23 protein-coding genes are annotated in these 24,580 nt (G+C 37.9%); 12 read left to right on the top strand and 11 right to left on the bottom strand.

All coding sequences use genetic code 11. From position 1 onward, the window contains the following. Window positions 1-13 precede the first annotated feature (13 nt). The 3 genes from APB85_RS07015 (at window position 14) to polA (ending at window position 5,240) form a co-directional block, all read left to right on the top strand. Window positions 14-985: a N(4)-(beta-N-acetylglucosaminyl)-L-asparaginase gene (locus APB85_RS07015; RefSeq protein WP_057482619.1), complete on the top strand. Its 972-nt coding sequence runs from the start codon at window positions 14-16 to the stop codon at window positions 983-985. Continuing rightward, the gene (locus tag APB85_RS07010) at window positions 986-2,299 is read left to right on the top strand and encodes a sugar MFS transporter (protein WP_057482618.1); all 1,314 of its coding nucleotides are present in this window, start codon (window positions 986-988) and stop codon (window positions 2,297-2,299) included. Between the two features lie 109 nt (window positions 2,300-2,408). Next, window positions 2,409-5,240, top strand: coding sequence for a DNA polymerase I (gene polA / locus APB85_RS07005; protein ID WP_057482617.1), 2,832 nt, complete (start codon window positions 2,409-2,411; stop codon window positions 5,238-5,240). 178 nt (window positions 5,241-5,418) lie between these two features. Here the strand turns inward: polA and APB85_RS07000 are convergent, their stop codons facing one another. Beyond that, window positions 5,419-6,006 (bottom strand): DUF5004 domain-containing protein, encoded by a 588-nt coding sequence (locus tag APB85_RS07000; RefSeq protein ID WP_057482616.1) that lies wholly within the window; start codon window positions 6,004-6,006, stop codon window positions 5,419-5,421. Between the two features lie 341 nt (window positions 6,007-6,347). Between APB85_RS07000 and rplM the strand changes: the two genes are divergently transcribed. The 6 genes from rplM (at window position 6,348) to APB85_RS06970 (ending at window position 11,210) form a co-directional block, all read left to right on the top strand. Continuing rightward, complete coding sequence (gene rplM / locus APB85_RS06995; protein WP_057482615.1) at window positions 6,348-6,803, top strand: 50S ribosomal protein L13; 456 nt, start codon at window positions 6,348-6,350, stop codon at window positions 6,801-6,803. Then, window positions 6,803-7,189, top strand: coding sequence for a 30S ribosomal protein S9 (rpsI, locus tag APB85_RS06990; protein WP_057482614.1), 387 nt, complete (start codon window positions 6,803-6,805; stop codon window positions 7,187-7,189). Before rplM ends, rpsI begins: the two co-directional genes overlap by 1 nt. Before the next feature lie 165 nt (window positions 7,190-7,354). After that, window positions 7,355-8,248: a 30S ribosomal protein S2 gene (rpsB, locus tag APB85_RS06985; RefSeq protein WP_057482613.1), complete on the top strand. Its 894-nt coding sequence runs from the start codon at window positions 7,355-7,357 to the stop codon at window positions 8,246-8,248. 88 nt (window positions 8,249-8,336) lie between these two features. Then, window positions 8,337-9,164, top strand: a complete 828-nt coding sequence (tsf, locus tag APB85_RS06980; protein WP_057482612.1) for a translation elongation factor Ts — start codon at window positions 8,337-8,339, stop codon at window positions 9,162-9,164. 88 nt (window positions 9,165-9,252) lie between these two features. Next, window positions 9,253-9,975, top strand: a complete 723-nt coding sequence (locus tag APB85_RS06975; protein WP_057482611.1) for a tRNA1(Val) (adenine(37)-N6)-methyltransferase — start codon at window positions 9,253-9,255, stop codon at window positions 9,973-9,975. Window positions 9,976-10,031: 56 nt separating this feature from the next. Then, on the top strand, window positions 10,032-11,210 hold the full coding sequence (locus tag APB85_RS06970) for an acyl-CoA dehydrogenase family protein (protein ID WP_057482610.1): 1,179 nt from the start codon (window positions 10,032-10,034) through the stop codon (window positions 11,208-11,210). A gap of 53 nt (window positions 11,211-11,263) precedes the next feature. On the opposite strand, the gene APB85_RS06965 is transcribed toward APB85_RS06970, so the two are convergent. Continuing rightward, window positions 11,264-12,700, bottom strand: a complete 1,437-nt coding sequence (locus APB85_RS06965) for a hypothetical protein (RefSeq protein ID WP_057482609.1) — start codon at window positions 12,698-12,700, stop codon at window positions 11,264-11,266. A 348-nt stretch (window positions 12,701-13,048) separates the two neighbouring features. Here APB85_RS06965 and APB85_RS06955 point away from each other — a divergent pair, with 348 nt between their 5' ends. Further along, window positions 13,049-13,858: a DUF3050 domain-containing protein gene (locus tag APB85_RS06955; protein ID WP_057482608.1), complete on the top strand. Its 810-nt coding sequence runs from the start codon at window positions 13,049-13,051 to the stop codon at window positions 13,856-13,858. Between the two features lie 121 nt (window positions 13,859-13,979). On the opposite strand, the gene APB85_RS06950 is transcribed toward APB85_RS06955, so the two are convergent. The 7 genes from APB85_RS06950 to trmB all read right to left on the bottom strand — a co-directional run bounded on the left by APB85_RS06950 (window position 13,980) and on the right by trmB (window position 18,739). Then, entirely contained in the window at window positions 13,980-14,315 is a 336-nt protein-coding gene (locus tag APB85_RS06950; protein WP_057482607.1) for a 2Fe-2S iron-sulfur cluster-binding protein, read from the bottom strand. A 117-nt stretch (window positions 14,316-14,432) separates the two neighbouring features. Then, the gene (locus APB85_RS06945; protein WP_057482606.1) at window positions 14,433-15,494 is read right to left on the bottom strand and encodes an NAD(P)/FAD-dependent oxidoreductase; all 1,062 of its coding nucleotides are present in this window, start codon (window positions 15,492-15,494) and stop codon (window positions 14,433-14,435) included. A gap of 32 nt (window positions 15,495-15,526) precedes the next feature. Beyond that, complete coding sequence (locus APB85_RS06940; protein ID WP_057482605.1) at window positions 15,527-15,769, bottom strand: NifU family protein; 243 nt, start codon at window positions 15,767-15,769, stop codon at window positions 15,527-15,529. Continuing rightward, window positions 15,770-16,903, bottom strand: coding sequence for an Mrp/NBP35 family ATP-binding protein (locus tag APB85_RS06935; RefSeq protein ID WP_057482604.1), 1,134 nt, complete (start codon window positions 16,901-16,903; stop codon window positions 15,770-15,772). A 198-nt stretch (window positions 16,904-17,101) separates the two neighbouring features. Then, window positions 17,102-17,431, bottom strand: coding sequence for an MGMT family protein (locus APB85_RS06930; RefSeq protein WP_057482603.1), 330 nt, complete (start codon window positions 17,429-17,431; stop codon window positions 17,102-17,104). Window positions 17,432-17,433: 2 nt separating this feature from the next. Continuing rightward, complete coding sequence (locus APB85_RS06925) at window positions 17,434-18,057, bottom strand: LysE family translocator (RefSeq protein ID WP_057482602.1); 624 nt, start codon at window positions 18,055-18,057, stop codon at window positions 17,434-17,436. A gap of 7 nt (window positions 18,058-18,064) precedes the next feature. After that, a complete protein-coding gene (gene trmB, locus APB85_RS06920) occupies window positions 18,065-18,739 on the bottom strand; it encodes a tRNA (guanosine(46)-N7)-methyltransferase TrmB (protein WP_057482601.1) in 675 nt (224 codons plus the stop codon). A 68-nt stretch (window positions 18,740-18,807) separates the two neighbouring features. Here trmB and APB85_RS06915 point away from each other — a divergent pair, with 68 nt between their 5' ends. After that, window positions 18,808-19,866 (top strand): glycosyltransferase, encoded by a 1,059-nt coding sequence (locus tag APB85_RS06915; protein WP_057482600.1) that lies wholly within the window; start codon window positions 18,808-18,810, stop codon window positions 19,864-19,866. Here APB85_RS06915 and APB85_RS06910 read toward each other — a convergent pair. Both APB85_RS06910 and APB85_RS06905 read right to left on the bottom strand, forming a co-directional pair. Then, window positions 19,813-20,772: a sensor histidine kinase gene (locus tag APB85_RS06910; protein ID WP_373295151.1), complete on the bottom strand. Its 960-nt coding sequence runs from the start codon at window positions 20,770-20,772 to the stop codon at window positions 19,813-19,815. The two genes, APB85_RS06915 and APB85_RS06910, sit on opposite strands and share 54 nt — an antisense overlap. 110 nt (window positions 20,773-20,882) lie before the next feature. Next, on the bottom strand, window positions 20,883-21,566 hold the full coding sequence (locus APB85_RS06905) for a response regulator transcription factor (RefSeq protein WP_057482598.1): 684 nt from the start codon (window positions 21,564-21,566) through the stop codon (window positions 20,883-20,885). A 175-nt stretch (window positions 21,567-21,741) separates the two neighbouring features. Between APB85_RS06905 and APB85_RS06900 the strand changes: the two genes are divergently transcribed. Further along, the gene (locus APB85_RS06900; RefSeq protein ID WP_063870598.1) at window positions 21,742-24,543 is read left to right on the top strand and encodes a TonB-dependent receptor; all 2,802 of its coding nucleotides are present in this window, start codon (window positions 21,742-21,744) and stop codon (window positions 24,541-24,543) included. Window positions 24,544-24,580: the final 37 nt, after the last annotated feature.

The following is a 24,580-nucleotide window of genomic DNA, read 5'->3' as shown; positions in this document are numbered from 1 at the left end:
AATCAAACTAGTGATGAAACGAAGAAATTTTATAAAAGCTGCTGGGATTTCTGGCGCCAGCCTTAGCCTCTTTCCGGTTACCCATAATTTAAATGCTGCCACCTTTAAAAAACAGGAAAAACCCACTCCTATTTGCATTGCTACCTGGAATTTTCACGAAGCCAGCAAAACTGCCGGCGAGCTTCTTTACAAAGGAGCTTCAGCCTTAGATGCGGCCGAACAAGGGGTAAGAGTTGAGGAGGCCAATCTTAAAAATACTACCGTAGGAAATGGCGGCGCACCAGACAGGGATGGCAACGTTACTTTAGATGCCTGCATAATGTCGCCCTCGGGAGACTGTGGCAGCGTGGTTTATTTAAAAAAAATTGAGCATCCGGTTTCGGTAGCCAGGAAGGTTATGGAAGAAACTCCGCATGTTATGCTAGCGGGAGAAGGTGCTTTACAGTTTGCTATTCAGCAGGGATTTCAGCGGAAAAATTTACTGACAAAAGAATCTGAAGAAAACTGGAAAAAATGGCTGGAGAAAAAAGAATATAAACCAATTATCAATATTGAGAATCACGATACCATAGGAATGCTTTGCCTTGACGAAAAAGGCGATATTGCCGGTGCGTGTACTACATCTGGCCTGGCATATAAAATGAATGGCCGGGTTGGGGATTCTCCTATTATTGGTGCCGGCCTTTATCTTGACAATGAGATTGGAGGCGCCGTAGCTACCGGAATGGGGGAAGCAATTATGAAAAGTGTAGGCAGTTTCCTTATCGTAGAATTAATGCGCCAGGGTAAAAGCGCTCAGGAAGCCTGTGAAATTGCCGTGGAGCGAATTGTTAAACAGAACTCCAATTATAAAGATTTCCAGGTAGCTTTCTTAGCTTTGGCAAAAAATGGAGAAATAGGTTCTTTTTGCCTCCACAAAGGTTTTACCTTTGTAAAATATCAGGACAACCAAAACACCAATACTCCTAGCCAATCTTATCTATAAATGGAACAAAAAAAATCTTACCGTACCGCGTTTATATTTGTAACTATACTTTTTTTTCTTTGGGGATTTATCACCGTTCTTGTAGACTCGCTAATCCCGAGACTTAGAGAAGTTTTTACACTTTCTTATTTTCAGGCCGGAATGGTACAATTCGCGTTTTTTGGCGCTTATTTTTTACTTTCCATTCCAGCAGGATACATTTTATCAAAAATTGGATATAAAAGAGGAATTATCCTGGGCCTTAGCACAATGGCAATAGGCTGTTTATTATTTTATCCCGCTGCTTCTTATCGTGTCTTCGGTATTTTTATGTTGGGTTATTTCACACTTGCTGCCGGAATTACTATTCTTCAGGTTGCCGCTAACCCTTATGTTACTATCCTGGGCCCCGAAAGAACCGCTTCCAGTAGACTGAATCTATCCCAGGCTTTCAACTCACTGGGAACTGCCATCGCCCCTGCTCTTGGAGCACTTTTTATTCTTCAGGATAAAGTAAAAACTACGGCTGAAATAGAAGCACTGGATGCTGCCGCTCAAAAAAGTTATTTGGTTGCTGAGGCTGCCGCAGTACAAACTCCATTTTTAGGAATTGCAGCTTTTATTGGGGTAATTGCCCTTGTGTTCTTCTTCGTAAAACTTCCAAAAGTTGGCGATAAAGAAGCCTCCAACGATTACCGCAAAGTCTTAAAGAACAGAAACCTTATACTGGGTTCCATTGCCCTATTTTGCTATGTAGGTGCCGAAGTTTCCCTGGGGAGCTATATGGTAAATTACTTTTTAAGCCTGGACCTTGCCGCCACGGTAAGAGAAACTTCTTTTATGCGCACAATTGCTGAATGGATCTTAAGCACCGGTGTTTCGTCTTCCAGTGATATGGCGGTAGTGGGAGTTTTTGTGACTTTCTATTGGACGGGAGCCATGATTGGAAGATTTATTGGTTCTTACCTTACTTCTATATTTAATCCTGCAAAAATCTTAAGCATTTTCGCTCTGGGAGCAATTGGAATGATTCTTATTTCCAATTTCTCGGTTGGTCTAGCCGCCATGTGGACTATAATAGGAGTTGGATTATTTAATTCAATAATGTTTCCTACAATTTTCAGCCTTGCTTTAGACGGGCTTGGTGACGATAAAGCTCAGGGATCTGGAGTATTATGTACCATGATTGTGGGTGGCGCTATAATTCCACCGGCTTACGGTTACTTAACCGACTCTTTCAATTTCAACATAGCCCTAATTTTAGTAATGGCTTGTTACGCTTACATTTTTTATTACGCATTTAGCAATAAGAGAAGAAAAGTTGTGGTTGCATAATTAAATATTTCTCCGGTTTTAATCCGTAAGTTTTTAGTGCGGCCTAAAGCCTGTATGATAATATCTTTGTAGTTTTGGGATATTCAGAAAAAATAATATTCCAAAATATATGTCTGCTCAAAAACGCCTGTTTCTTGTTGATGCTTATGCCCTGATTTTTAGAGGTTATTATGCCTTTATTAAAAACCCGAGGATTAATTCTAAAGGTTTTGATACTTCAGCGATAATGGGTTTTATGAATTCTCTTTTCGATGTAATTAGGCGGGAAAAACCAGATCATCTTGCCGTTTGCTTTGATAAAGAAGGCAGCCAGGTTAGAACCGAAATGTTCGCAGAGTACAAAGCTAACCGCGATGCTACACCAGAGCCTATAAAGGACGCGATTCCTATTATCCAGGATATTTTAAAAGCCATGCATATTCCTGTAGTGGAATTAGCCGGAATGGAAGCCGATGATATTATTGGAACTCTTGCCCAACAAGCCGAGAAAGAAAATTACCAGGTTTTTATGGTAACGCCAGATAAGGATTTTGCCCAACTGGTAACCGAAAATATTTTTATGTACCGCCCGGCGAGAATGGGTAACGGAATCGAAATTTGGGGTATCCCCGAAGTTCAAAAGAAATTTGAAGTTGAACGTCCCGAGCAGGTAATAGATTTCCTTGGAATGATGGGCGATGCGGTAGATAATATCCCTGGACTTCCCGGGGTAGGCGAGAAAACCGCCAAAAAATTCCTGAAGCAATTTGGAAGTATGGAAGAGCTGCTAGCCAATACCGACCAGCTGAAAGGAAAGATGAAAGAAAAAGTTGAAAGTCACGCCGAACAGGGAATTCTTTCTAAAAAACTGGCAGCTATTCTTACCGATTGCGATGTGAAATTTCACGCTGAAGATTATGAACTTTCTCAACCCGATTCAGATAAAGTTCAGGAGATCTTTGATGAGCTTGAATTCAGAAGACTTAAAGATCAATTTATAAAATTATTTAGCGGAGAAGAAGATCAACAACAAACCCAGGTTAGCAATTCTCCTTCAGCCAAAAAAGTTTCAAAAACTGCCGGAGAAGGACAGTTTTCATTGTTTTCAGGAGACGATTCAGATAAAATTGAAGCCAGTTCTGGCGGAAGAAAATCTTTAAAAGATACTGCTCACGTATACCAAAGCCTGAATACTAAAATGGCCAGGCAAATGTTTCTTCAGAATTTAATGAAACAAAACAGCGTTTGCCTGGATACTGAAACCACAAGTTTAAATGCGCTGGAAGCAGAGCTGGTGGGCATTGCTTTTTCCTGGGAACCAGGCAAAGGTTTTTACCTGCCTTTCCCCGAAGAACGCGAAAAAGCACAGGAACTTATTGAGGAGTTGCGACCGTTTTTTGAAGACGAAAAAATTGAAAAAATTGGGCAAAACCTTAAATATGATATCAAGGTTTTAGCTAAATATAATATTGAAATAAGAGGAAAGCTTTTCGATACCATGATCGCGCATTACCTGATCAATCCAGATATGCGTCATAATATGGACGTGCTTGCCGAAACTTACCTCAATTATACGCCGCAACCTATTTCAGAATTAATAGGAAAAAAAGGAAAGAATCAAAAGTCGATGCGAGATGTTCCTGTTGAAGCACAGACCGAATATGGTGTAGAAGATGCCGACATCACCCTACAGCTTAAAAAATTCTTTGAACAGGAATTAAAAGAAGCAGAAACCCGAAAGCTTTTTGATAAAATTGAAATTCCGCTAGTTAGAGTGCTAGCCGCAATGGAACTGGAAGGCATAAAATTAGATGAGAATTTCCTTAAATCCCTTTCTGATGCTTTAGATAGTGATATTAAAGAACTGGAACAAAATATTTATAAAGAAGCCGGGGAAGAATTTAAAATTAGCTCTCCAAAACAATTAGGAATTATCCTTTTTGAAAAAATGGAGTTGGTTAAGAAACCAAAAAAGACCAAAACAGGCCAATATTCAACCAGCGAAGATGTACTCTCGGTTTTAGTCAAAGAGCATAAAATCGTAGAAGATGTATTAATGTATCGTGCTTTGGTAAAACTCCAAAATACTTATGTAGATTCTTTACCAAATCAGGTGCAGAAAGCTACCGGCAGAATTCATACCGATTATGTGCAAACTATTGCAGCTACAGGAAGATTGAGTTCCAACAATCCTAACCTTCAAAATATACCGATAAGAACCGAGCGTGGTCGCCAGGTTAGAAAAGCTTTTGTTCCACGAGATGAAAATCATATTCTACTCGCTGCCGATTATTCTCAAATTGAATTGCGAATTATCGCCGCACTTAGCGAAGAAGATAATATGATTAAAGCCTTTAAAGAAGGCAAAGATATTCACGCTTCTACCGCCGCCCAGGTTTTTAATGTAAATATAGATGAAGTAACCCGCGAGCAAAGAAGCAACGCTAAAACTGTAAATTTTGGAATTATTTATGGTGTTTCGGCTTTCGGATTAAGCAATCAAACCAATTTATCTCGTGCCGAAGCAAAAGAACTTATTGATACCTATTATAAAACCTATCCTAAATTGACCGGATATATTGCAGACCAGGTAGCTTTTGCCAGGGAGAACGGTTATGTACAAACCATTTTAGGCAGAAGGCGGTATTTAAAAGATATCAATTCACAAAATGCTGTAGTGCGTGGCGCTGCAGAAAGGAACGCGGTTAATGCACCAATACAGGGTAGCGCTGCAGATATTATAAAACTGGCAATGATAAATATTTACCGAAAACTTACGGAAGGAAAATTCAAAACCAAAATGTTACTTCAGGTGCATGATGAATTGGTTTTTGATGCCCACAAAGACGAAGTTGAAGAAGTAAAGAAAATGATTCAGTTTGAAATGGAAAACGCTTACAAACTGGAAGTTCCTTTAGATGTAGAATTAGGAGAAGGCAATAACTGGCTAGAAGCGCATTAGAATAAGAATTTAAAAGCTTTTCACCCAATAATCAATTCGTAATGCTCTAACTAAGATAGATTAATTACGCCATCCTGAACTTGTTTCAGGATCTAACTCCTAAAGGGTTGGAAAAACAAAAAACCTCGCAACCAAAGTTGCGAGGTTTTTCTATCTAACACTAAAAAGATTGGTTAGGCTAGTTCACCCTTGTATATTCTAAAGATAAAACGGTAACCTCTTCGGCATCCGTCCCGTCTGGATTTCCATAGTATTGCTCAGATTCAAATTTGCTTATTTCAAAAGCAAAGGTATTGGCAGTTCTATCTAAAATTCGGCTGTGGGTACGAGTAGTGCCATCAATAGTCATCGTAATTACCAGACGCTCATCACCGTTTACATTTTCTACATCCCAGCTCCCGGTATCTGTTCTTCCTGAAAGGCATTTAAAATCATCATTACTTTCACCGGCCTTAAAATCGAGTTTAGAATTGGTAGTAGTCATACTTCCATCTGGATTAAAAATCACGCCCACATTTTTAAAACAATCGGTTTCAAGTAAAATGTTCTTGTTATGGATGGTATCATTATTAAGATTCACCGCAAAATCGGTATTCATAGCTGAAAGTTCCCATTCTCCTTCAAGATCTTCTGGAGTAATGTTTGCAGTAGCATTTAAATTATTTACCTCAGTTTCGGCCACATGGTCCTGGTTAGGTTCACAAGATGCTATACTAAAGATAATTCCTAATATAAAGAGACTTTTTAATCTAAGTAGGTTTTTCATAGCTAAATCAATTTGAGAGAACAAAGCTAAGGAGTATTTAAAGATTTTTATGACTTTATTAACATAAAAATTACCGTTTAACATTCATTATGTGCCTTTTATCGATTTTAGGTAGTAAGAGGTAGTGGGAAATAAGCCGCAAGTGAAAACCTATAATCTAAAATTGAACAGGTTTTGTTCATTTATGGAATTAAGTTCCGCAGCTATATCCCTCAAAATAAATTAATTAATTTCGGATTTGCTATATGAATTTATAATTGTACATTTGCACCCCGATTTCCCGACATGATTTATGCTGGGAATGGGAATGGAATGTTTAATAATAAGTAAATTTAATTAGTGTGGACACATTAAGCTACAAAACAGTATCAGCCAACAAGGCTACCGTGACCAAGGATTGGGTACACGTAGATGCTGAAGGACAGACGTTGGGCCGACTAGCTTCTAAAGTAGCCAAGCTACTAAGAGGTAAGCACAAACCTAACTTCACCCCGCACGTTGATTGTGGTGATAACGTAATCGTTACCAATGCAGAAAAGATCAACTTAACCGGTAAGAAATGGGATTCGAAAGAATACATTCGTCATACTGGCTACCCGGGTGGACAAAAAAGTCTAACAGCAGCTGAATTATTCGAAAAGAATCCAGAGAGATTAATCGAAAAATCAGTAAAAGGAATGCTACCAAAGAACAAACTTGGAGCAGACCTATTTAGAAATTTAAAGGTTTACGCAGGATCAGAACACGATCACACTGCACAAAAGCCTAAAACTATTAACTTAAACGATCTTAAGTAATGGAGGTTATTCACAAAATTGGCCGTAGAAAAACGGCGGTTGCGCGTGTTTATGTTTCTGAAGGAAGCGGAAAATTTAGCGTAAACAAAAAAGACCTTAAAGACTACTTTACCACAGGTCCTTTACTTTACAAAGTAAACCAGGCCCTTAACCTTACCGGTAATGACGATAACTTTGACGTAAGAGCAAATGTTTACGGTGGTGGTATTACAGGACAGGCAGAAGCTATTCGTCTTGCACTTGCAAGAGCAATGGTAGAACTGGATGCAGAGAACAGAGCGGTGTTAAAGCCAGAAGGTTTAATGACCAGAGACCCAAGAATGGTAGAGCGTAAGAAGTTTGGACAGAAGAAAGCTCGTAAGAAATTTCAGTTCTCTAAACGTTAATTTTTATTGGAATTTATATTCCAAAGTTCATTTAATATTAAAAAGATTTTTGTTGTTATTCCGCTGCCAGCGGAAGTTAGTTTAGCATCTAAACAGGTAAGGCCGTGTTTTTAAAACAGCCACTTACTTGTTGCTATCTTCAACAGAACGTAAACTATTACAAAAATGGCAAACAAAGTAGAAGTAAAAGAATTACTTGATGCAGGTGTACATTTTGGACATCTTACAAGAAGATGGAACCCAAATATGGCCCCATACATCTATATGGAGCGTAATGGGATTCACATCATCAACTTATATAAGAGTGCTGCTAAAATGCAGGAGGCAGGTGATGCCCTTGCAAAAATTGCAGCCAGCGGAAGAAAAATACTTTTCGTAGCTACCAAGAAACAAGCTAAAGAAATAGTAGCCGAACAAGCTGAAAAAGCAAATATGCCATACATTACCGAGCGTTGGCCCGGTGGTATGCTTACCAACTTTGTAACTATTCGTAGAGCTGTTAAGAAAATGGCCTCTATTGATAGAATGAAGAAAGATGGTACTTTTAATACACTTTCTAAAAAAGAACGTCTTCAGGTAGATCGTTTAAGAGCTAAATTAGAAAAGAACCTTGGTTCTATTTCTGATATGAGCAGACTTCCAGGAGCGCTTTTTGTTGTTGATATTACTCGTGAACACATTGCTATTAAAGAAGCTCAAAAATTAAACATTCCAATTTTCGCTATGGTAGATACAAACTCAGATCCTCGTGAGGTTGAGTACGTAATTCCATCTAATGACGATGCTTCAAAGTCTATCAACAAAGTGGTTTCTTATGTTGCAGATTCTATTGTAGACGGCCTTTCTGAAAGAAAAGCTTCTAAAGAATCTAAAAAAGAGAAAGCTGACAAAGAAGAAAAAGAGCCAAAAGCACCAAAGGCTGCTGTAAAGCAACCAGAGGCTGAAGCTCCTTCTAAAGATGCCGAAGACAAAAAGGCAATGAAAGAAGCTAAGAAAGATGTAAAACTTGAGTCTAAGAAAGAAACTTTAGACAAAGCTTCATCTAACGAAGAAGAATAAAATAACATTTTATAACATTCAAAAAGTCGTTTAGTTTCTTTCCTAACAGTTGGTCTCTAAGCGACTTTTTTAAATAAAAAACAATACTATGGCTAAGATAACCGCCGCAGAAGTAAACAAATTAAGAAAAGCTACCGGTGCCGGTATGATGGATTGTAAAAAGGCACTTGTAGAGGCAGATGGTGATTTTGACAAGGCTATTGAAGTACTTCGTAAAAAAGGTCAGAAAGTTGCTGCTAAGAGAGCCGATAGAGATTCAGCCGAAGGTGCTGCAATTGCTAAGGTAAACGACGATAACACCAAAGGTATTATCATCTCTCTTAACTGTGAAACCGACTTTGTTGCTAAAAACGATGATTTCGTAAAAATGGCAAACAATTTCGCAGATATCGCACTTACTGTTTCTTCAAAAGAAGAATTGCTTAAAGCAGATTACAATGGCATTTCAGTTGAAGATAAATTAACTGAGCAAACTGGTGTAATCGGTGAGAAAATAGAAATTGGTGCTTTTAAAACTTTAGAAGCTCCGTTTGTAGGTTCTTATATTCACGCAGGAAACAAAATTGCTGTAATCACCGGTCTTTCTAAAAATGTTGAAGGTGCAGATGAAGCTGCAAAAAACGTTTCTATGCAAGCTGCCGCTATGAACCCTATCGCACTTAACGAAGAAGGTGTAGACCAGGAAACCATAGATAAAGAAGTAGAGATTGCTAAAGATACACTTCGTCAGGAAGGTAAACCTGAAGAAATGCTAGACAAAATAGCAAAAGGAAAAATTCAGCGTTACTTTAAAGACAACACTTTAGTTAACCAGGCGTTTATCAAAGACGGTAAGCAAAGCGTTGCAGACTACGTAAAATCTGTAGATTCAGATCTTACTGTTGTAGGTTTCGAAAGAGTTGCTTTAGGAGAGTAATTAAAATTTGTCATTTCCGCGCAGGCGGAAATCCTAATAAATCTAAAACCGCTTCACTTATCTGGAGCGGTTTTTTTAATTTTATCAAATGTCAGAAAAAGCATTTCAGTTTAAAGAATTTAAGATAGAACAAGATCGCTGCGCCATGAAAATTGGCACCGACGGTGTTTTACTAGGCGCCTGGGCTTCCCTGGAGCAGAAACCAGACAGTATACTTGATATTGGAACAGGAACAGGCCTAATTGCGTTAATGCTAGCACAACGCTCCCCTGCCCTTCTTATTGATGCTTTAGAAATTGATGAAGATGCTTACGAACAAGCTGTAGATAATTTTGAACAAAGCCCCTGGGGCGACAGGCTATTTTGCTATCATGCCGCTTTTGATGAATTTGTAGAAGAAATGCAGGATGAAGACAAGTACGAGCTAATTATCTCAAATCCGCCATTTTATGCTGAAGATTATACTTCAGAAAGCGCTAGTAGAAATAAAGCCCGTTTTGCTGAAGCTCTGCCTTTTTCAGAATTACTTGAAGGTGTTTCAAAACTACTTCATCCAAATGGGGAATTCAATGCGATTATTCCGCATAAGGAAGAAAGTAATTTTATAAGCCTCGCCCGTGTATTTGGGCTTTTTCCAAAGAAAATTATCCGGGTTCGCGGCAATGAAAAATCAGAAATAAAGAGAAGTTTGCTAAGCTTTAATTTTAAAAAGGAGCAGGCTGAAGAAAATGAACTTATCATTGAAATTTCACGACATAATTATACAGATGCTTATAAAAAGCTTGTAAAAGACTTCTATCTTAAATTATAATCTTAAAATTGTTTGCTTTAAAAAGCTTAGTTACATTTGTGTAAAACACCACACAGATGAGAACAGATAACTTCCAGGCTCCAGATTATTATAATATCGATGAGCTGCTTACCGATGAACATAAGATAGTTCGCGATGCCGCCAGAGAATGGGTGAAACGCGAAGTTTCTCCAATAATTGAAGATGCTGCTCAAAAAGCAGAATTCCCTAAATCTATAATTAGCGGTTTAGCCGAAATTGGAGCTTTTGGTCCTTATATCCCGGAAGAATATGGCGGTGCTGGCCTGGATCAAATCTCATACGGACTTATCATGCAGGAAATTGAACGTGGTGACAGTGGGGTTCGCTCTACCGCATCTGTTCAAAGCTCACTGGTAATGTATCCTATTTTTAAATACGGTACAGAAGAACAACGCAAAAAATACTTACCAAAATTAGCATCGGGAGAATTTATGGGCTGTTTTGGGCTTACCGAGCCAGATCACGGTTCTAATCCAGGCGGGATGACCACTAATTTTAAAGATAAAGGCGATCATTATTTATTAAATGGGGCTAAAATGTGGATCTCTAATGCACCTTTTGCAGATATTGCAGTGGTATGGGCGAAAGATGAAAACGGACGTATTCATGGTCTTATCGTAGAAAGAGGAATTGAAGGCTTTTCTACTCCTGAAACTCATAATAAATGGTCACTTCGCGCTAGCGCAACCGGAGAACTTATTTTTGATAATGTAAAAGTGCCAAAGGAAAATCTAATGCCGAATAAAAGCGGACTTGGTGCTCCATTAGGTTGTCTTGATTCTGCCCGCTACGGAATTGCATGGGGAGCTATTGGCGCTGCAATGGATTGCTATGACACCGCTTTGCGTTATGCAAAAGAGCGCGTGCAATTTGACAAACCAATTGCCGGGACACAACTTCAGCAGAAAAAATTAGCAGAAATGATCACCGAGATCACCAAGGCTCAGCTTATGGCCTGGAGATTGGGTGTTCTTAGAAATGAGGGAAAGGCGACTTCGGCTCAAATATCTATGGCCAAAAGAAATAATGTAGAAATGGCGATAAAAATAGCCCGGGAAGCAAGACAAATTCTAGGCGGTATGGGGATTACCGGCGAATACAGCATTATGCGCCATATGATGAACCTGGAAAGTGTAATCACTTACGAAGGTACGCACGATATACATTTACTAATAACTGGAATGGATATTACAGGGATTCCCGCTTTTCAATAAAAGTAAAAAGGCCCGGGATATTTAATAACCGGGCCTTTTTATAAATTCTTTTATTATTCAGTGGAAAGGAGGTTCCCATCAGCATCATAATATTCTGTCTTATACTTTTGATTATTAGTATCTCTGTATTCAATATAGTAAGATCCGTCTTCTATATTGTAAACTGTATTTGTAGAAGAACCGTCTTCTAACCTTTCAAAAAGCTCAAACAAAACGTCAGCCGTATATTTTTCTATTCTATTAATCTGCCCGTTTTCATCTTTAAATTCAATTGTCTTGAGATCTGGCAATGAATCTCTGTAATCTATTCTTACTTCTTTCTCGGGAGTATAATCTTCCCGATAATGTCTATTCGTTAATTGAGTTAGCCTGCTCCCATCATACATTTTCTTGATTGCTAAAGAGCCGAATTCGGTAAAAACAAGTTCTTCTATCGTTTTTGGTTCACTCGTCCCATTAACATATATGAGAATCTTATTAGAATTATTAAGATCATCAAACTCATAAAGAGTGCTTCCAGTAGAAGTACCCTGCTCAAAAATCGAGACCTCGGTTACTCTTCTTTCTTCATCAATTGCATCTATTTTCCAAACATATAGATCTGAATCACTCATCGACGAAGGACTATATGAAAAAGACTCGATTTTAGAATTTTCTTCATAGGAAAAATAATAATTCAAGGTAAATCCGCTGGAACCATCTGCACGGAGATGGTCTCCGGTAAAAAATTCTGGAAATCCGTTAGTATTGTAATCACTATAACTATAAGAAAGGAGTGGCCTCCAGGGATATTTCTCAAACGCCTTAGACTTTGAAATTTTCCCTTCGGAATCAAATTCATGAATCCAATGCACATTCCGGGTTCTGGTTTCCCATGATTCTACAATATGAAAGAAAGCACCCCCTTCTAATCCCGACATTTCGTAATCTAATTCGAGACTTTGAGCAAGATGGTTCGTAGCTTCTTCAGGAAAAACAACTTCCAGATCTGCTAGAGTATTCATATTAATTTCCATCACTAATTCACCCAATAATTGGATAATAGGATTTCTAAAATCAATTTCAGTTAGCGACATAGCTTCTACCGCTTCATCTGAAATTTGAATACCATTTTCAGGTTCTTTGTCGGCATCAAAAGTCTGTAAGAAAGCAGCAATATTTTTCACTTCAGAAGAGTTAATATTAGCGTTTGGAGTAACAGCTATATCAATGGGCGTAATTGTATTTTCACCTTTAGCTTCTCCAATTTTGACTGACCCTACAAAAAAACTGACTGTCTCACCTTCTTCAAACTGAAACTCTCCAGCGGAATTGGTTATGCCTTCCTGGGTATTTGTTTTATAAATTAAACCCTCCACAGGAGAATCTAAAAAAACACCTGTTAAAAGAGCAGGTTCAGATGGTGCTGGATTCACTTCTGGTTCTTCTTCTGTTGAACAGCTGAATAGGCTAAAACAGGCTAAAACTAAGGCAATAGATAAACGTTTCATTTGACTGATGATTTTTGATTGTCAGCTAAAATAAACATTTATTAACATTTTTTAACAAAAATTATGTTTTTAAAGCAGATCAAAACAAGGGCAGCGTTTACAGCGTTTGCCCTTTTTATATTTTTCGCAGCATTCTTTTTTAAGCGGCTTGGGATTTTTAGCCACAACCCCGTCTATTTGCAAATAATCTTTTGATTTATTTGAATAAAAAACAATGACATTATATGAATTTAAAAACTGTTTCGCCATATTTTGAATATACTTTAAAAAGCTGAAATTGAGCGTTAATTCAGTTTTAAATGAATGTTTAAATTTTATAAATCCTAAAGAGAATCTTATTTTTGCAAAATGGGAGAGAAAAATAGAATAAATGAGGTAAATAAGGCACTACAGCCTAAAATAAACGAACTTTTAGAGCATTCTTTATATCAAAAAATAAAGACTCCAAAGCATCTACAAATCTTTATGGAGCATCACGTTTTTGCTGTGTGGGATTTTATGTCTTTGCTTACTGCCTTACAGGAGAAACTTACCAAAACTACCAATCCCTGGGTGCCTGTAGGCAATCCTGAAACTCGTTATTTAATCAATGAAATAGTACTTGCTGAAGAAACCGATGTGAATTACTTCGGTGATCATCAAAGCCATTTTGAAATGTATCTGGGTGCAATGGAAAAAAGTGGCGCCGATACCGGGAGGATTAAAGACTTTTTACTCCAGGTTCATCACGGCACCGATATCTTTTTACTTATTGCAGCTACCAAACTTCCGCTAAATATTAAAGTATTTCTAAAAAATACCTTTGAAGTAATTTCAGAAGAAAAACCTCATAAAATTGCTTCAGCATTTACTTTTGGGCGCGAAGGACTTATTCCTGGGATGTTCACTTCTATTATAGAAAATGTGCAGCAGAATTTCCCAAAAGAAGATCTTAGTTTATTTAAATATTATTTTGATCGCCACATAGAACTGGATGGCGATGAGCACGGACCAATGGCCTTTAGAATGGTAGAAGAACTCTGTGGGAATGATGAGAAGAAATGGGAAGAAGTAAAACGTACCGCAGAAGAAGCGCTTGATGCCCGTTTGAAACTATGGGAAGGTATTGAAGAAGAGATTTCAGAAAATATAGAATCTAAAAACTTACAAACGACTTAAAAAAAATAAACCTCACAGATCATAAAATGTGTGAGGTTTTTATATTACACTATCAGTGATCCCTAAGTTAAGCTCAATATTAGAAGCTTAAACCAGTTCAGTTCGACGAATAAAAATAGGTTTAAGGAGCTTCAGGCGCAAGCTTTACTTCCAAACCATCTAATTCTTCAGTAATTGGAATTTGGCAGCTTAGACGGCTATTATCCTGTACAAAAAAGGCCTGATCCAGCATATCTTCCTCCTCAATACTTTGCTCGGGCAACATATGCTCAAAATTAAGAATATAGCATTGGCACGATGCACACATCGCCATCCCGCCACAAATACCGACAGTACCTTCAGGAGCAAGTTCAAAAGAACGAACAACTTCCATAAGATTCATATTCATATCTGTTGGGGCATCTACCACGTGGGCTTCCCCTTCCCGGTCTATAATTGTAATTTTAATATCAGACATATCTCCTAATAAAAGAATATTCAAGATGGTACGTCATTCTGAACTTGATTCAGAATCTAAGCTCTTAGAGCCTGAAACAAGTTCAGGTTAACGACACTACAACTGAATTTTTCTGTTTTAATTTATACTTTTTACTACTTCTTTCTTAGCTTCCTTTTTGCTACCGTCAAATCCGCTCACTCCACTAACGGTAGTGTACTTCATCACATATTTCTTATCTGGGAAAATACGCTGGTAAGCACTTTGGCACATAATGGCCGCTTCGTGAAAACCGCAAAGAATCAACTTTAATTTTCCCGGGTAGGTGTTTACATCACCAATGGCGTAAACCCCCGGAATATTAGTTTGATAATCGTAAGCATTATCAACCTTAATAGCGTTTTTCTCTATTTCCAGACCCCAATCTGCGATAGGTCCTAATTTAGGCGAAAGTCCGAATAAAGGAATAAAATAATCGGTTTCCTTTATTTCTTTTTCTGAAGCCGAAGCTTTGTGAGTAATCACTACATTTTCCAGCTCATTCTCTCCCTGAAGATCGGTTACCTCAGCATCGGTAATGAGGTTGATCTTTCCAATTTTTGAAAGTTCTTCTACCTTTTCTACGGAATCTAAAGCACCACGGAAATCTTTTCTTCGGTGAATCAGGGAAACTTCTTTAGCAATATCGGCCAGATAAATTGCCCAGTCTAATGCTGAATCACCTCCACCCGCAATTACTACTTTTTTATCGCGGTAAACCTCCGGCTCCCGAATAATATAAGCTACACCTTTATCTTCAAACTGTGCAATGTTTGCAATAGGGGGTTTTCTGGGTTCAAAACTTCCAAGACCACCGGCAATCACTACCACCGGTGCGTGATGTTTTGTTCCCTTATTGGTGGTTACAATAAAACTACCATCCTCTTGTTTGTCTATGGTTTGCGCTCTTTCGCCAAGCGTAAATCCAGGCTCAAAAGGCTTTATTTGCTCCATTAAATTGGTTACAAGATCTCCAGCCAAAACCTCGGGAAACCCGGGGATATCGTAAATTGGTTTTTTAGGATAGATCTCTGAACACTGCCCTCCCGGTTGTGGAAGCGCATCTATTAAATGGCATTTTAATTTTAATAATCCGGCTTCAAAAACCGCAAAAAGGCCTGTTGGCCCTGCGCCAATTATAAGTATATCGGTTTTAATCATGCTATTTGCAAATTTTGAGGTAAGCTCGTTGCTTACTTTTGAATATTTACCACGCTTTCTATTTGAGGTACATATTTTTTAATCGTCATTTCTACTCCAGATTTAAGCGTCATTTGATTTACTGTGCAATCTACACAGGCGCCTTCCAGACGAACTTTAACCAGCCGATCGTTCTCTATAGAGATCAAAGAAATATTACCCCCGTCACTTTCCAGAAAAGGACGAATTTCATCAAGGGCTTTTTCTACATTTAATTTTACTTCTTCGCTCGTCATTTATTTCTTTTTAACTGCACTGCATCCGGCCATTGTAGTGATCTTTATCGCTTCAGTTGGAGGCAGACTTTTGTTTCTATTTACTGTTTCCTGAACCATATTACGGGTAATATCCTCAAAAGCTGTTTCTAAGGGTGTTGCCGTTTGCAAAGCTGCAGGGCGACCTATATCTCCAGATTCCCTTAAACTTTGCACTAATGGAATTTCTCCCAGGAATGGAGTATCTATATCTTCAGCAAGATTTTTAGCTCCTTGTTTTCCGAAGATATAATATTTATTCTCAGGAAGTTCTTCTGGAGTAAAATATGCCATATTCTCAACTATCCCTAAAACAGGCACGTTTATACTTTCCTGGCGGAACATTGCCACTCCCTTTTTAGCATCGGCCAGAGCAACATTTTGCGGCGTACTAACTACAACCGAACCGGTAATAGGAAGCGATTGCATTATAGATAAATGGATGTCTCCTGTTCCAGGCGGAAGATCTATTAAAAGAAAATCTAACTCGCCCCAGGCAGCATCAAAAATCATTTGGTTTAACGCCTTAGCGGCCATTGGCCCACGCCAAACCACAGCCTGATTAGGCTTGGTGAAAAAACCAATTGAAAGTACTTTTACTCCGTAGTTTTCAATAGGTTTCATTTTAGACTTTCCATCTACAGTTACCGAGAGTGGTTTTTCGGTCTCAACATCAAACATCATTGGGATAGAAGGTCCATAAATATCGGCATCTAAAATCCCGACTTTAAAGCCCATTTTAGATAAAGTTACCGCTAGGTTAGCAGTTACTGTAGATTTACCCACGCCTCCTTTTCCAGAAGCAACGGCGATAATATTAGAAATTCCAGGAATAGATTTTCCTTTAATTTCCGGCTTCTTATCTGCCGATTCTACTTTAATATTAACTTTAACCTTGGCCTTTTGATTTACGTGTTCGTGAATAGCTTTCATAACATCCACTTCCGCACGTTTTTTTATATGCAAAGCAGGATTTTGTAAAACAAGGTCTACAACTACCTCATCACCAAAGGTCATCACGTTTTGAATAGCACCGCTTTCTACCATATTTTTGCCTTCTCCGGCTACAGAAATAGTTTCCAGCGATTTTAATATTTCTTTCCTGTCTAACTTCATTTAAAACATTTTATATTCCTGAGAATATCAGGATATTTTTAGCTGCATTAACGAGGTTTTTCGCAAAAAACCAGGCAGCTTATATAGATTCATTCTAAACGCAAATATAAGTGTAAAAGCTAAGAAAACGAAGTATTTACCCATAATTGATTTATAGAAGAATAAAGCCAAGTTATGGAGTAATTTACACCTAAAATTTTATTTCAGTTCTTTCACCGGATCCCAAAAATGTTTTTCAAAATCCTGAATTTTATTGTCTTCTACTTTAATGCCTTCAGCAGCTAACATTTGCTCCATAGCGCTGTGATCTCCAAAATGACTTTTCCCGGTAAGGAGTCCGTTTCTATTTACCACGCGGTGCGCCGGAACATCATCCAGTTCTTTAGCCGAATTCATTGCATAACCAACCATTCTGGCGCTTTTTGCTGCTCCTATGCTTTTTGCAATTGCACCATAGGAAGTTACTTTTCCCTTTGGAATTTGTCTCACTACTTCATAAACCCTTTCAAAAAAGTTCTTTTCTTCCAAACCTAGGAGTAATAAATTCTTAAAAGGGTTACAATTACCAGAATAAGCATAAGGGCCGTCATAAAGTAGTTGGAATATTTAGAAAATGCTTCGGCTTGTTTTTCAATTCTAATAAAGGACAGTACGTAAACATATAATGTAGTAAAACTACCTATAAATGCTGCTAAAATAAATGCTATTATTCGGGACCAATCGTAAGAGGCACCTACACCGATATTCAGGGCTCCCGCAATAGCTACAAAATAAGGAACGGGAAAAATATTTAACGCCGCCACAAGCATTCCTTTAAAAATACTGTTGGAATTTGCTTTGCGGGATTTATGCTCTATTCCGCCGCGTTTTTTTGCCTGAATAAAAAAGTAAACAGCCAGGAGAATAAATATTACCAGCCCGGCACGCAATAAAATATTCTGAACAAATTCATTTCTGAATATATATTTAGCCAGCAAAACAGCCACGGTAGCCTGAATAATCACTACAATAGTAGCTCCCAAGGCAACGTAGAGTCCGTTTTTCTTCCCTTTTTCAACGCAGGTTTTAGCCACGGTCATATTCACCAAACCGGGTGGCACCACCCCAAGCAAGGCTGCGAAATAGGTAATTAGAAAAAGCTTTGTTTCCTCCAAAAGGGACTTATTTTATTCTAAATTGAATATAAGTTATAGGTTTTCCCTGGTCAAGATACTGTTTTTCATAGAAAGTTTGAATTTCCCTTACTGCTTTTGGCGAATATTCATTTTTATAAATATCGTGATGCGAATATAAAATCTCATGACCTTCACCGTGAAGCAGACCAAGTGTATAACCGTGCATAAATTCACTATCGGTTTTAAGATTCACCAGCCCTTCAGCTTTTAAAATATGTTTATATTTCTGAAGGAATTCGGCATTGGTCAATCGGTGCTTGGTGCGCTTATATTTAATTTGCGGATCGGGAAAAGTGATCCAAATCTCATCTACTTCATTTTCAGCAAAAACGCGATCTATTAATTCAATTTGAGTTCTTAAAAAAGCTACGTTTTCCAGATCTTCTTCAATAGCCGTTTTTGCACCTCTCCAAAACCTGGCGCCTTTAATATCTATTCCTATAAAATTCTTTGCTGAATCTTGCTTAGAAAGACCAATAGTATACTCGCCCTTTCCGCAGCCTAACTCCAGCACTATAGGATTATCGTTTTTAAAAAAATCTTTATTCCAGTTTCCTTTTAAACTGAATTGATCTTTCTCCAGCTCTTCCCGGGAGGGTTGTATCACATTTTCAAATGTTTCGTTCTCCCTGAATCGTCTTAATTTATTCTTACTTCCCACGCCTTAATTTAATATTTTGGTAAAACTAAAGAAAATAGCGCACAGGCCCTTAATAATATATTTGATATATGCATAAGAAACGAATTTTAGTAGCGGTTTTAAATTGGGGGCTTGGCCACGCTACGAGGTGCATACCTGTTATTAAGGAATTACAGCAGCATAATTTTGAGGTTTTTATCGCTTCAGATGGTGCTGCCCTGGAATTACTAAAAAAGGAATTCTCATCAATTAAAGCTTTTGAACTCCCCTCCTATAATATTTCCTATAGCAAATCTGCAAATTCTTTTAAATGGAAACTATTTACTGAAACTCCGGGCATATTAAAGGCGATAAGGCTGGAAAGAAAGAAAATTAAAGACCTGGTTGCAACCCACCATCTTAACGGAATAATTTCTGACAACCGCTTTGGATGCCGGCATGAAAATATCACCTCTGTTTTTATAACTCACCAGTTAAGTGTGCTAAGCGGAAACACCACCTATTTAAGCAGCAAAATACACCAAAACTACATTTCAAAATTCCATGAATGCTGGATTCCCGACACGCCCGGAAACCATAACCTAAGCGGAGTTATGGGTCATTTAAAGGATACACCTAAAAACGTCAAATACATTGGGCCACTTAGCCGCTTTAATAAAATACCTCAGCAAAAAAAGTATGATTACGCAGCGATTCTATCTGGCCCCGAACCACAACGGACTATGCTGGAAGAAAAATTGCTCAGTTCTTTTCAGAGTTCAGATAGAAAAATAATCCTGGTAAGAGGAGTTATGACTGAAAACACTATTTCTTCTAAAAACAGAAATCTTAAGATCAAAAATTACTTAACCTCTAAAGCCTTGCAAGAAGTAATTCTAAGTAGCGAGGTAATAATTTGTCGTTCTGGTTATTCCAGCATTATGGATTTGGCCAAACTTGAGAAAAAAGCCTTTCTGATACCAACTCCCGGCCAGTATGAACAGGAATATTTAGCCAGACGTTTTAAGAAACTGGGAATAGCTCCTTTTTGCAAACAAGAGGATTTTGACATTTCAAAACTTGAGGACCTGAAAGATTTTTCGGGCTTCAGCAGCCTAGATTTCAGTGTCAGTTTCAGGGACATTTTTACTCTTTTCAAGGGTAAATGAAAATTCGCTACCCACTCCAAAAACACTTTCCACGTAGATTTTCTCATCGTGGGCTTCTATAATATGTTTTACGATAGAAAGTCCTAAACCGGAGCCTCCTTCTTTCCTGGAGCCACTTTTATCTACTCGGTAAAAACGTTCAAAAACACGTGGCAGATTTTCTTTTTCTATACCTTCTCCATTATCGGTTACCCGCACGATCACCTTATTTTTTATAAGGTTTTCTATGCTGATTTCAGTAGTTCCGTCTTCCTTTCCATATTTAATAGAATTTACAATCAAATTGGTTAAAACCTGCTGAATTCTATCCCTGTCTCCATACACCCAAATAGGTTCGTCATAATCAATATCGAAAGTAAGGGTGATATTTTTCTTTGAAGCTTTCATTTCTAAAAGATCAAATGAACTCTGAATTAGCTCCACAATATTAAAGTCCTCCTTTTCCAAATGAAGGTCACCGGTTTCCAGTTTGGTGATCATATCCAGATCTCGCACTATATATATAAGTCGCTCCACTCCTTTACTGGCGCGCTGCAAATACTTTTTTCGCACCGCTTTGTCTTTCATGGCACCATCGAGCAATGTGAGAATATATCCCTGAACGGTAAAAAGTGGAGTTTTAAGCTCGTGCGAAACATTTCCCATAAACTCCTTTCTATAGGCTTCACGAACTTTAAGCGTGTCTATCTCCAGCTTTTTATCTTTGGTGAATTTTTCAACTTCACGGGTAAGCGTAGCCATATCTGTAGTAACCTGGCTGGGACTTAAGGTAGTGGAATCTAATAGCGAAACATTATCGTAGATCTTTTTAATTCGCTTGTAAATAAAGTGCTCTACCCTGTATTGAATAATAAAGAAAGAAACAAAATAGGTAATAAGAACAAACGCGAAAAAAGGTTTTAGCATAAGCCCGGTAGTAAAGTGAGCAAAACCGGCCAATACCACGCTTAAGAAGACGGTGATATAGAGCGCAGTCTTTATTGCAAACTTATATGAACGTTTAAATTTTTTCGCCATTAAACAACAAACTTGTAGCCTACACCTTTTACAGTTTTAAAACATTCGTCGCCAATTTTTTCCCGAAGTTTTCTAATATGTACATCTATGGTACGGCCACCCACTACAACCTCGGCGCCCCAAACGTTATCTAGAATATCTTCTCTTTTAAAAACTTTCCCTGGTTTTGAAGCCAGTAATGAGAGTAATTCAAATTCCTTTCTGGGTAAAATTATTTCTTCTCCGTTTTTAATCACCTTATACTCATCGCGATTAATAATAAGGTCTTTAATTTTTACCACATTAGAAGTTGCCGTATCATCTTTAAATCTTCTTAGCAAAGCTTTTACTTTACTTACCAAAACTTTCGGTTTAATAGGTTTGGTAATATAATCATCTGCACCCGCATCAAAACCGGCCATTTGAGAATAATCTTCACCACGGGCGGTAAGGAAAGCGATAATAGTTTCCTCTAATTCCGGCAGCTTTCTAATTTGTGCACAGGCTTCAATCCCATCCATTTCGGGCATCATTACATCCAGGATAATAAGCTGTGGCTTTTTCTTTTTAGCAAGTTTTACAGCATCTGCACCATTATCTGCAGTAATCACCTGGTATCCCTCTGCAGATAGGTTATATCCAACAATTTCCAGGATATCTGGCTCATCGTCTACCAGTAAGATTTTAAGGTCCTTTTTTTTCATTTTAGTTTACTTGAATTGGTAAATATTAGGTAAAAGTAACCATTAATTTGAACTTTTATAATTGCATCATACTTGGTAACCTTAAGCTAACATTATAATCATAAACACATAATTTCAGCTTAACAGAGGCTTTACACTTCCACCGTTAATTTGCACCAGAGAACTAAACACAGTGATGAAGAATTATTTATTTATCTTAAGTCTGCTTATTTTAAGCATAACAACACAAGCCCAGGACGAGACTACCGGAACAATTGCCGGGAAATTATCTGACAATGAAGTGGAGGGCGAACCTCTTCCTTTCGCCAATGTAATTATTAAGGAAACAAACAAAGGAACTACTTCAGATTTTGACGGGCTGTATTCCTTAAAAAATGTTGAGCCCGGAACTTATACTGTAGAATTTAGCTTTATAGGTTACGAAACCTTAACAATACCCAATGTTGAAGTTGTTGCGGGAAAAGTAACTGAAGTGAACACCGGCCTTGGAGCTAGCGCTGCAGCTTTAGACGAAGTTGTAATTTCTACCGTTTCAAGACAGGATTCTGAAGTGGCTTTACTTTTGGAACAAAAAAGTGCGATACAAATAAAGGAAAGTATTGGCGCCCAGGAACTGGCTAAAATAGGCGTTTCTGATGCGGGTACCGCTACCACCAAAATTTCGGGAGTTACCAGCAGTGAAGCTTCCGGAGATATATTTGTGAGAGGGTTAGGAGATCGTTACCTATACTCGACTCTAAACGGTTTACCAATTCCATCTGATGATGTAGAACGCAAGAATATAGATTTAGGTCTATTCCCTACACGGGTTATTAAAAGTGTGGGAATAAGCAAAACTTATTCACCTTCCTATTCTGCAGACCAGGCTTCGGGAAATATCGATATTGAATCCAGAGAATTGGTAGGCAGCGAAGAACTTGACCTTGGAATTAGAGTTGGCGTAAATACCAATGCAGTTGGAGAATTTTCAAACTTTAAAGTAAGCCCTAATCAAGACAATGCCTATTTCGGCTTTCACCAGCAAAATACCCCAATTGAATATACGCTTTACAACCAAAGCTGGGATACACAAACTGCAGATGCTCCAATTAACAGGAGATATGCTTTAACAGCCGGAAAAAAATTCGGCCAAAACTTAAAAGTACTTTTAACAGCTTCACAATCAAGGAAATTTGAGTATCGTGAAGGTGAATTTACCGAATACCGAAACAATAACCGCTACGATTATTTCACCGATGTAGAGAATTTTACTCAAACCGATAATACTACCGGGATGTTAGATGTGCTCTACGAGTTTAATGATGATCACGAAATAAAAGCAACCAGCCTTTTTATCAATAAACTTACCGATGAAGTTTATGAAGCCGGTAGAAATGGTGAAGGTGTTGTTTTTGAAGAAACAGGACCTGCCGAAGGCCTTAACCAATTTGTACGTGACCAGAATATTAAACAAACTCGTTTATGGATAAACCAATTACACGGTACGCACAATATATCAGATAAAAATGAATTGAATTGGGGCTTGGGTTATAACCTTGTTAATGCCGATGAGCCTAACCGTATAAGAAATGAAGTGAACTACGATGGCGAAGATTTTATTCAATTAGGAAGAATGGGTGGCTACCAGCAAAGAAAGTCTTCTCAAAAAATTGAGGATAACGAGATCAATGCTTATGTTGAAGACAAGATCACTTTCGCTAATTCTGAAGAAAATGAAGACGACACCAGGAACATCTTCGTAGACTTTGGTGGAAGTTACCGAAACAAACAAAGAGACTTTGTTTCCCGTTTCTTTGGAGTTATAGAGCGCCCTACAAACACTTATAATCCAACTTCTTTAGACAATCTATCCAGTGTTTTCACCATAGAGAATTTTAGAAGTGGAAACTTGCAAATTAACGAGCTTACACCCGATTTTTATAATGCAGAATTGCAATCTTACGGTGGTTTTGTAAACTTTAACTACGGGAAAGATAATTGGAATGTTAACCTTGGAGCACGTTTCCAGGAAGACGAACTTAATGTAGATTTTGACGTAAACAACTACCCTACAAACCTGCCACAGTTTTCCAATCAATCCTACAACAATATTTACCCGAGTGTAAATGTAAAATTCTCTCCAAACGAGAATTCAAACATCAGGTTCTCGGCTAGTAAAACAATTACCCTACCTGAATTTAAAGAAATTGCTCCTTTTGAATATGTTTCTCAAACAGGACAGGTAACCAGGGGTAATCCAGATCTTGACGCTTCAAACAACCTGAATTTCGATTTAAAATATGAACTATTTCCATCTTCGGGACAATTAATTTCCCTAACCGGATTCTATAAAAATATTGAAGATCCAATCAATAAAGTTCAGGATAGAGGTGCAGCAGGTGTTTTCTCTTATTTCAACGCCGGGGAAGAAGCAAATATCTACGGATTAGAACTTGAAACTAGACTTGAGGTAATCGATAATGAAACTCCAGAAGGTTTAGACCTGGAAGTGGCATTTAACGCTTCAAGAATGTGGCACAAACAAGACCTAAAAGATGTATTTGATGGGGAAACCTTTATTAGAACTTTTAGATATAATAATAAAAGTGAGATCGGCTTACAGGGAGCTTCAGATTGGATCTTTAACGGTTCGATAAATGTTTCTACAGAGTCTGAAAATCCATTTAGAGCTTCTTTAGTAGGAAATTACGCTTCAGATAAAATATATGCGCTTGGTGCTCCTGAAGCCCAGAACGAGGGTGATGTATTTTACAACGACGAAATTGTAGAAAAGGGTTTTGTAACGCTTGATCTTGTTGTAAGTAAAAGTTTAGGCGATCATTGGGATTTCCAGTTCCGCGGTCAAAACCTTTTAAATCCTGAAATAGAAAGAGTACAGGATATTAGACCAAGTTCTACCGGTATAGAAGCCACGCAAACGGTAAGATCTTATACTAGAGGCGCAGTCTTAAGCCTTGGAGTAAACTATTCATTTTAATAACCATTCAAATATAAATATTAACCATTCAATTTTA

This window comes from Salegentibacter mishustinae (genome assembly GCF_002900095.1).
GTDB classification, from domain to species: Bacteria; Bacteroidota; Bacteroidia; order Flavobacteriales; family Flavobacteriaceae; genus Salegentibacter; species Salegentibacter mishustinae.
The sequence above is the reverse complement of the archived record's forward strand: the minus strand, read 5'-3'. Positions and strand labels throughout refer to the sequence as shown.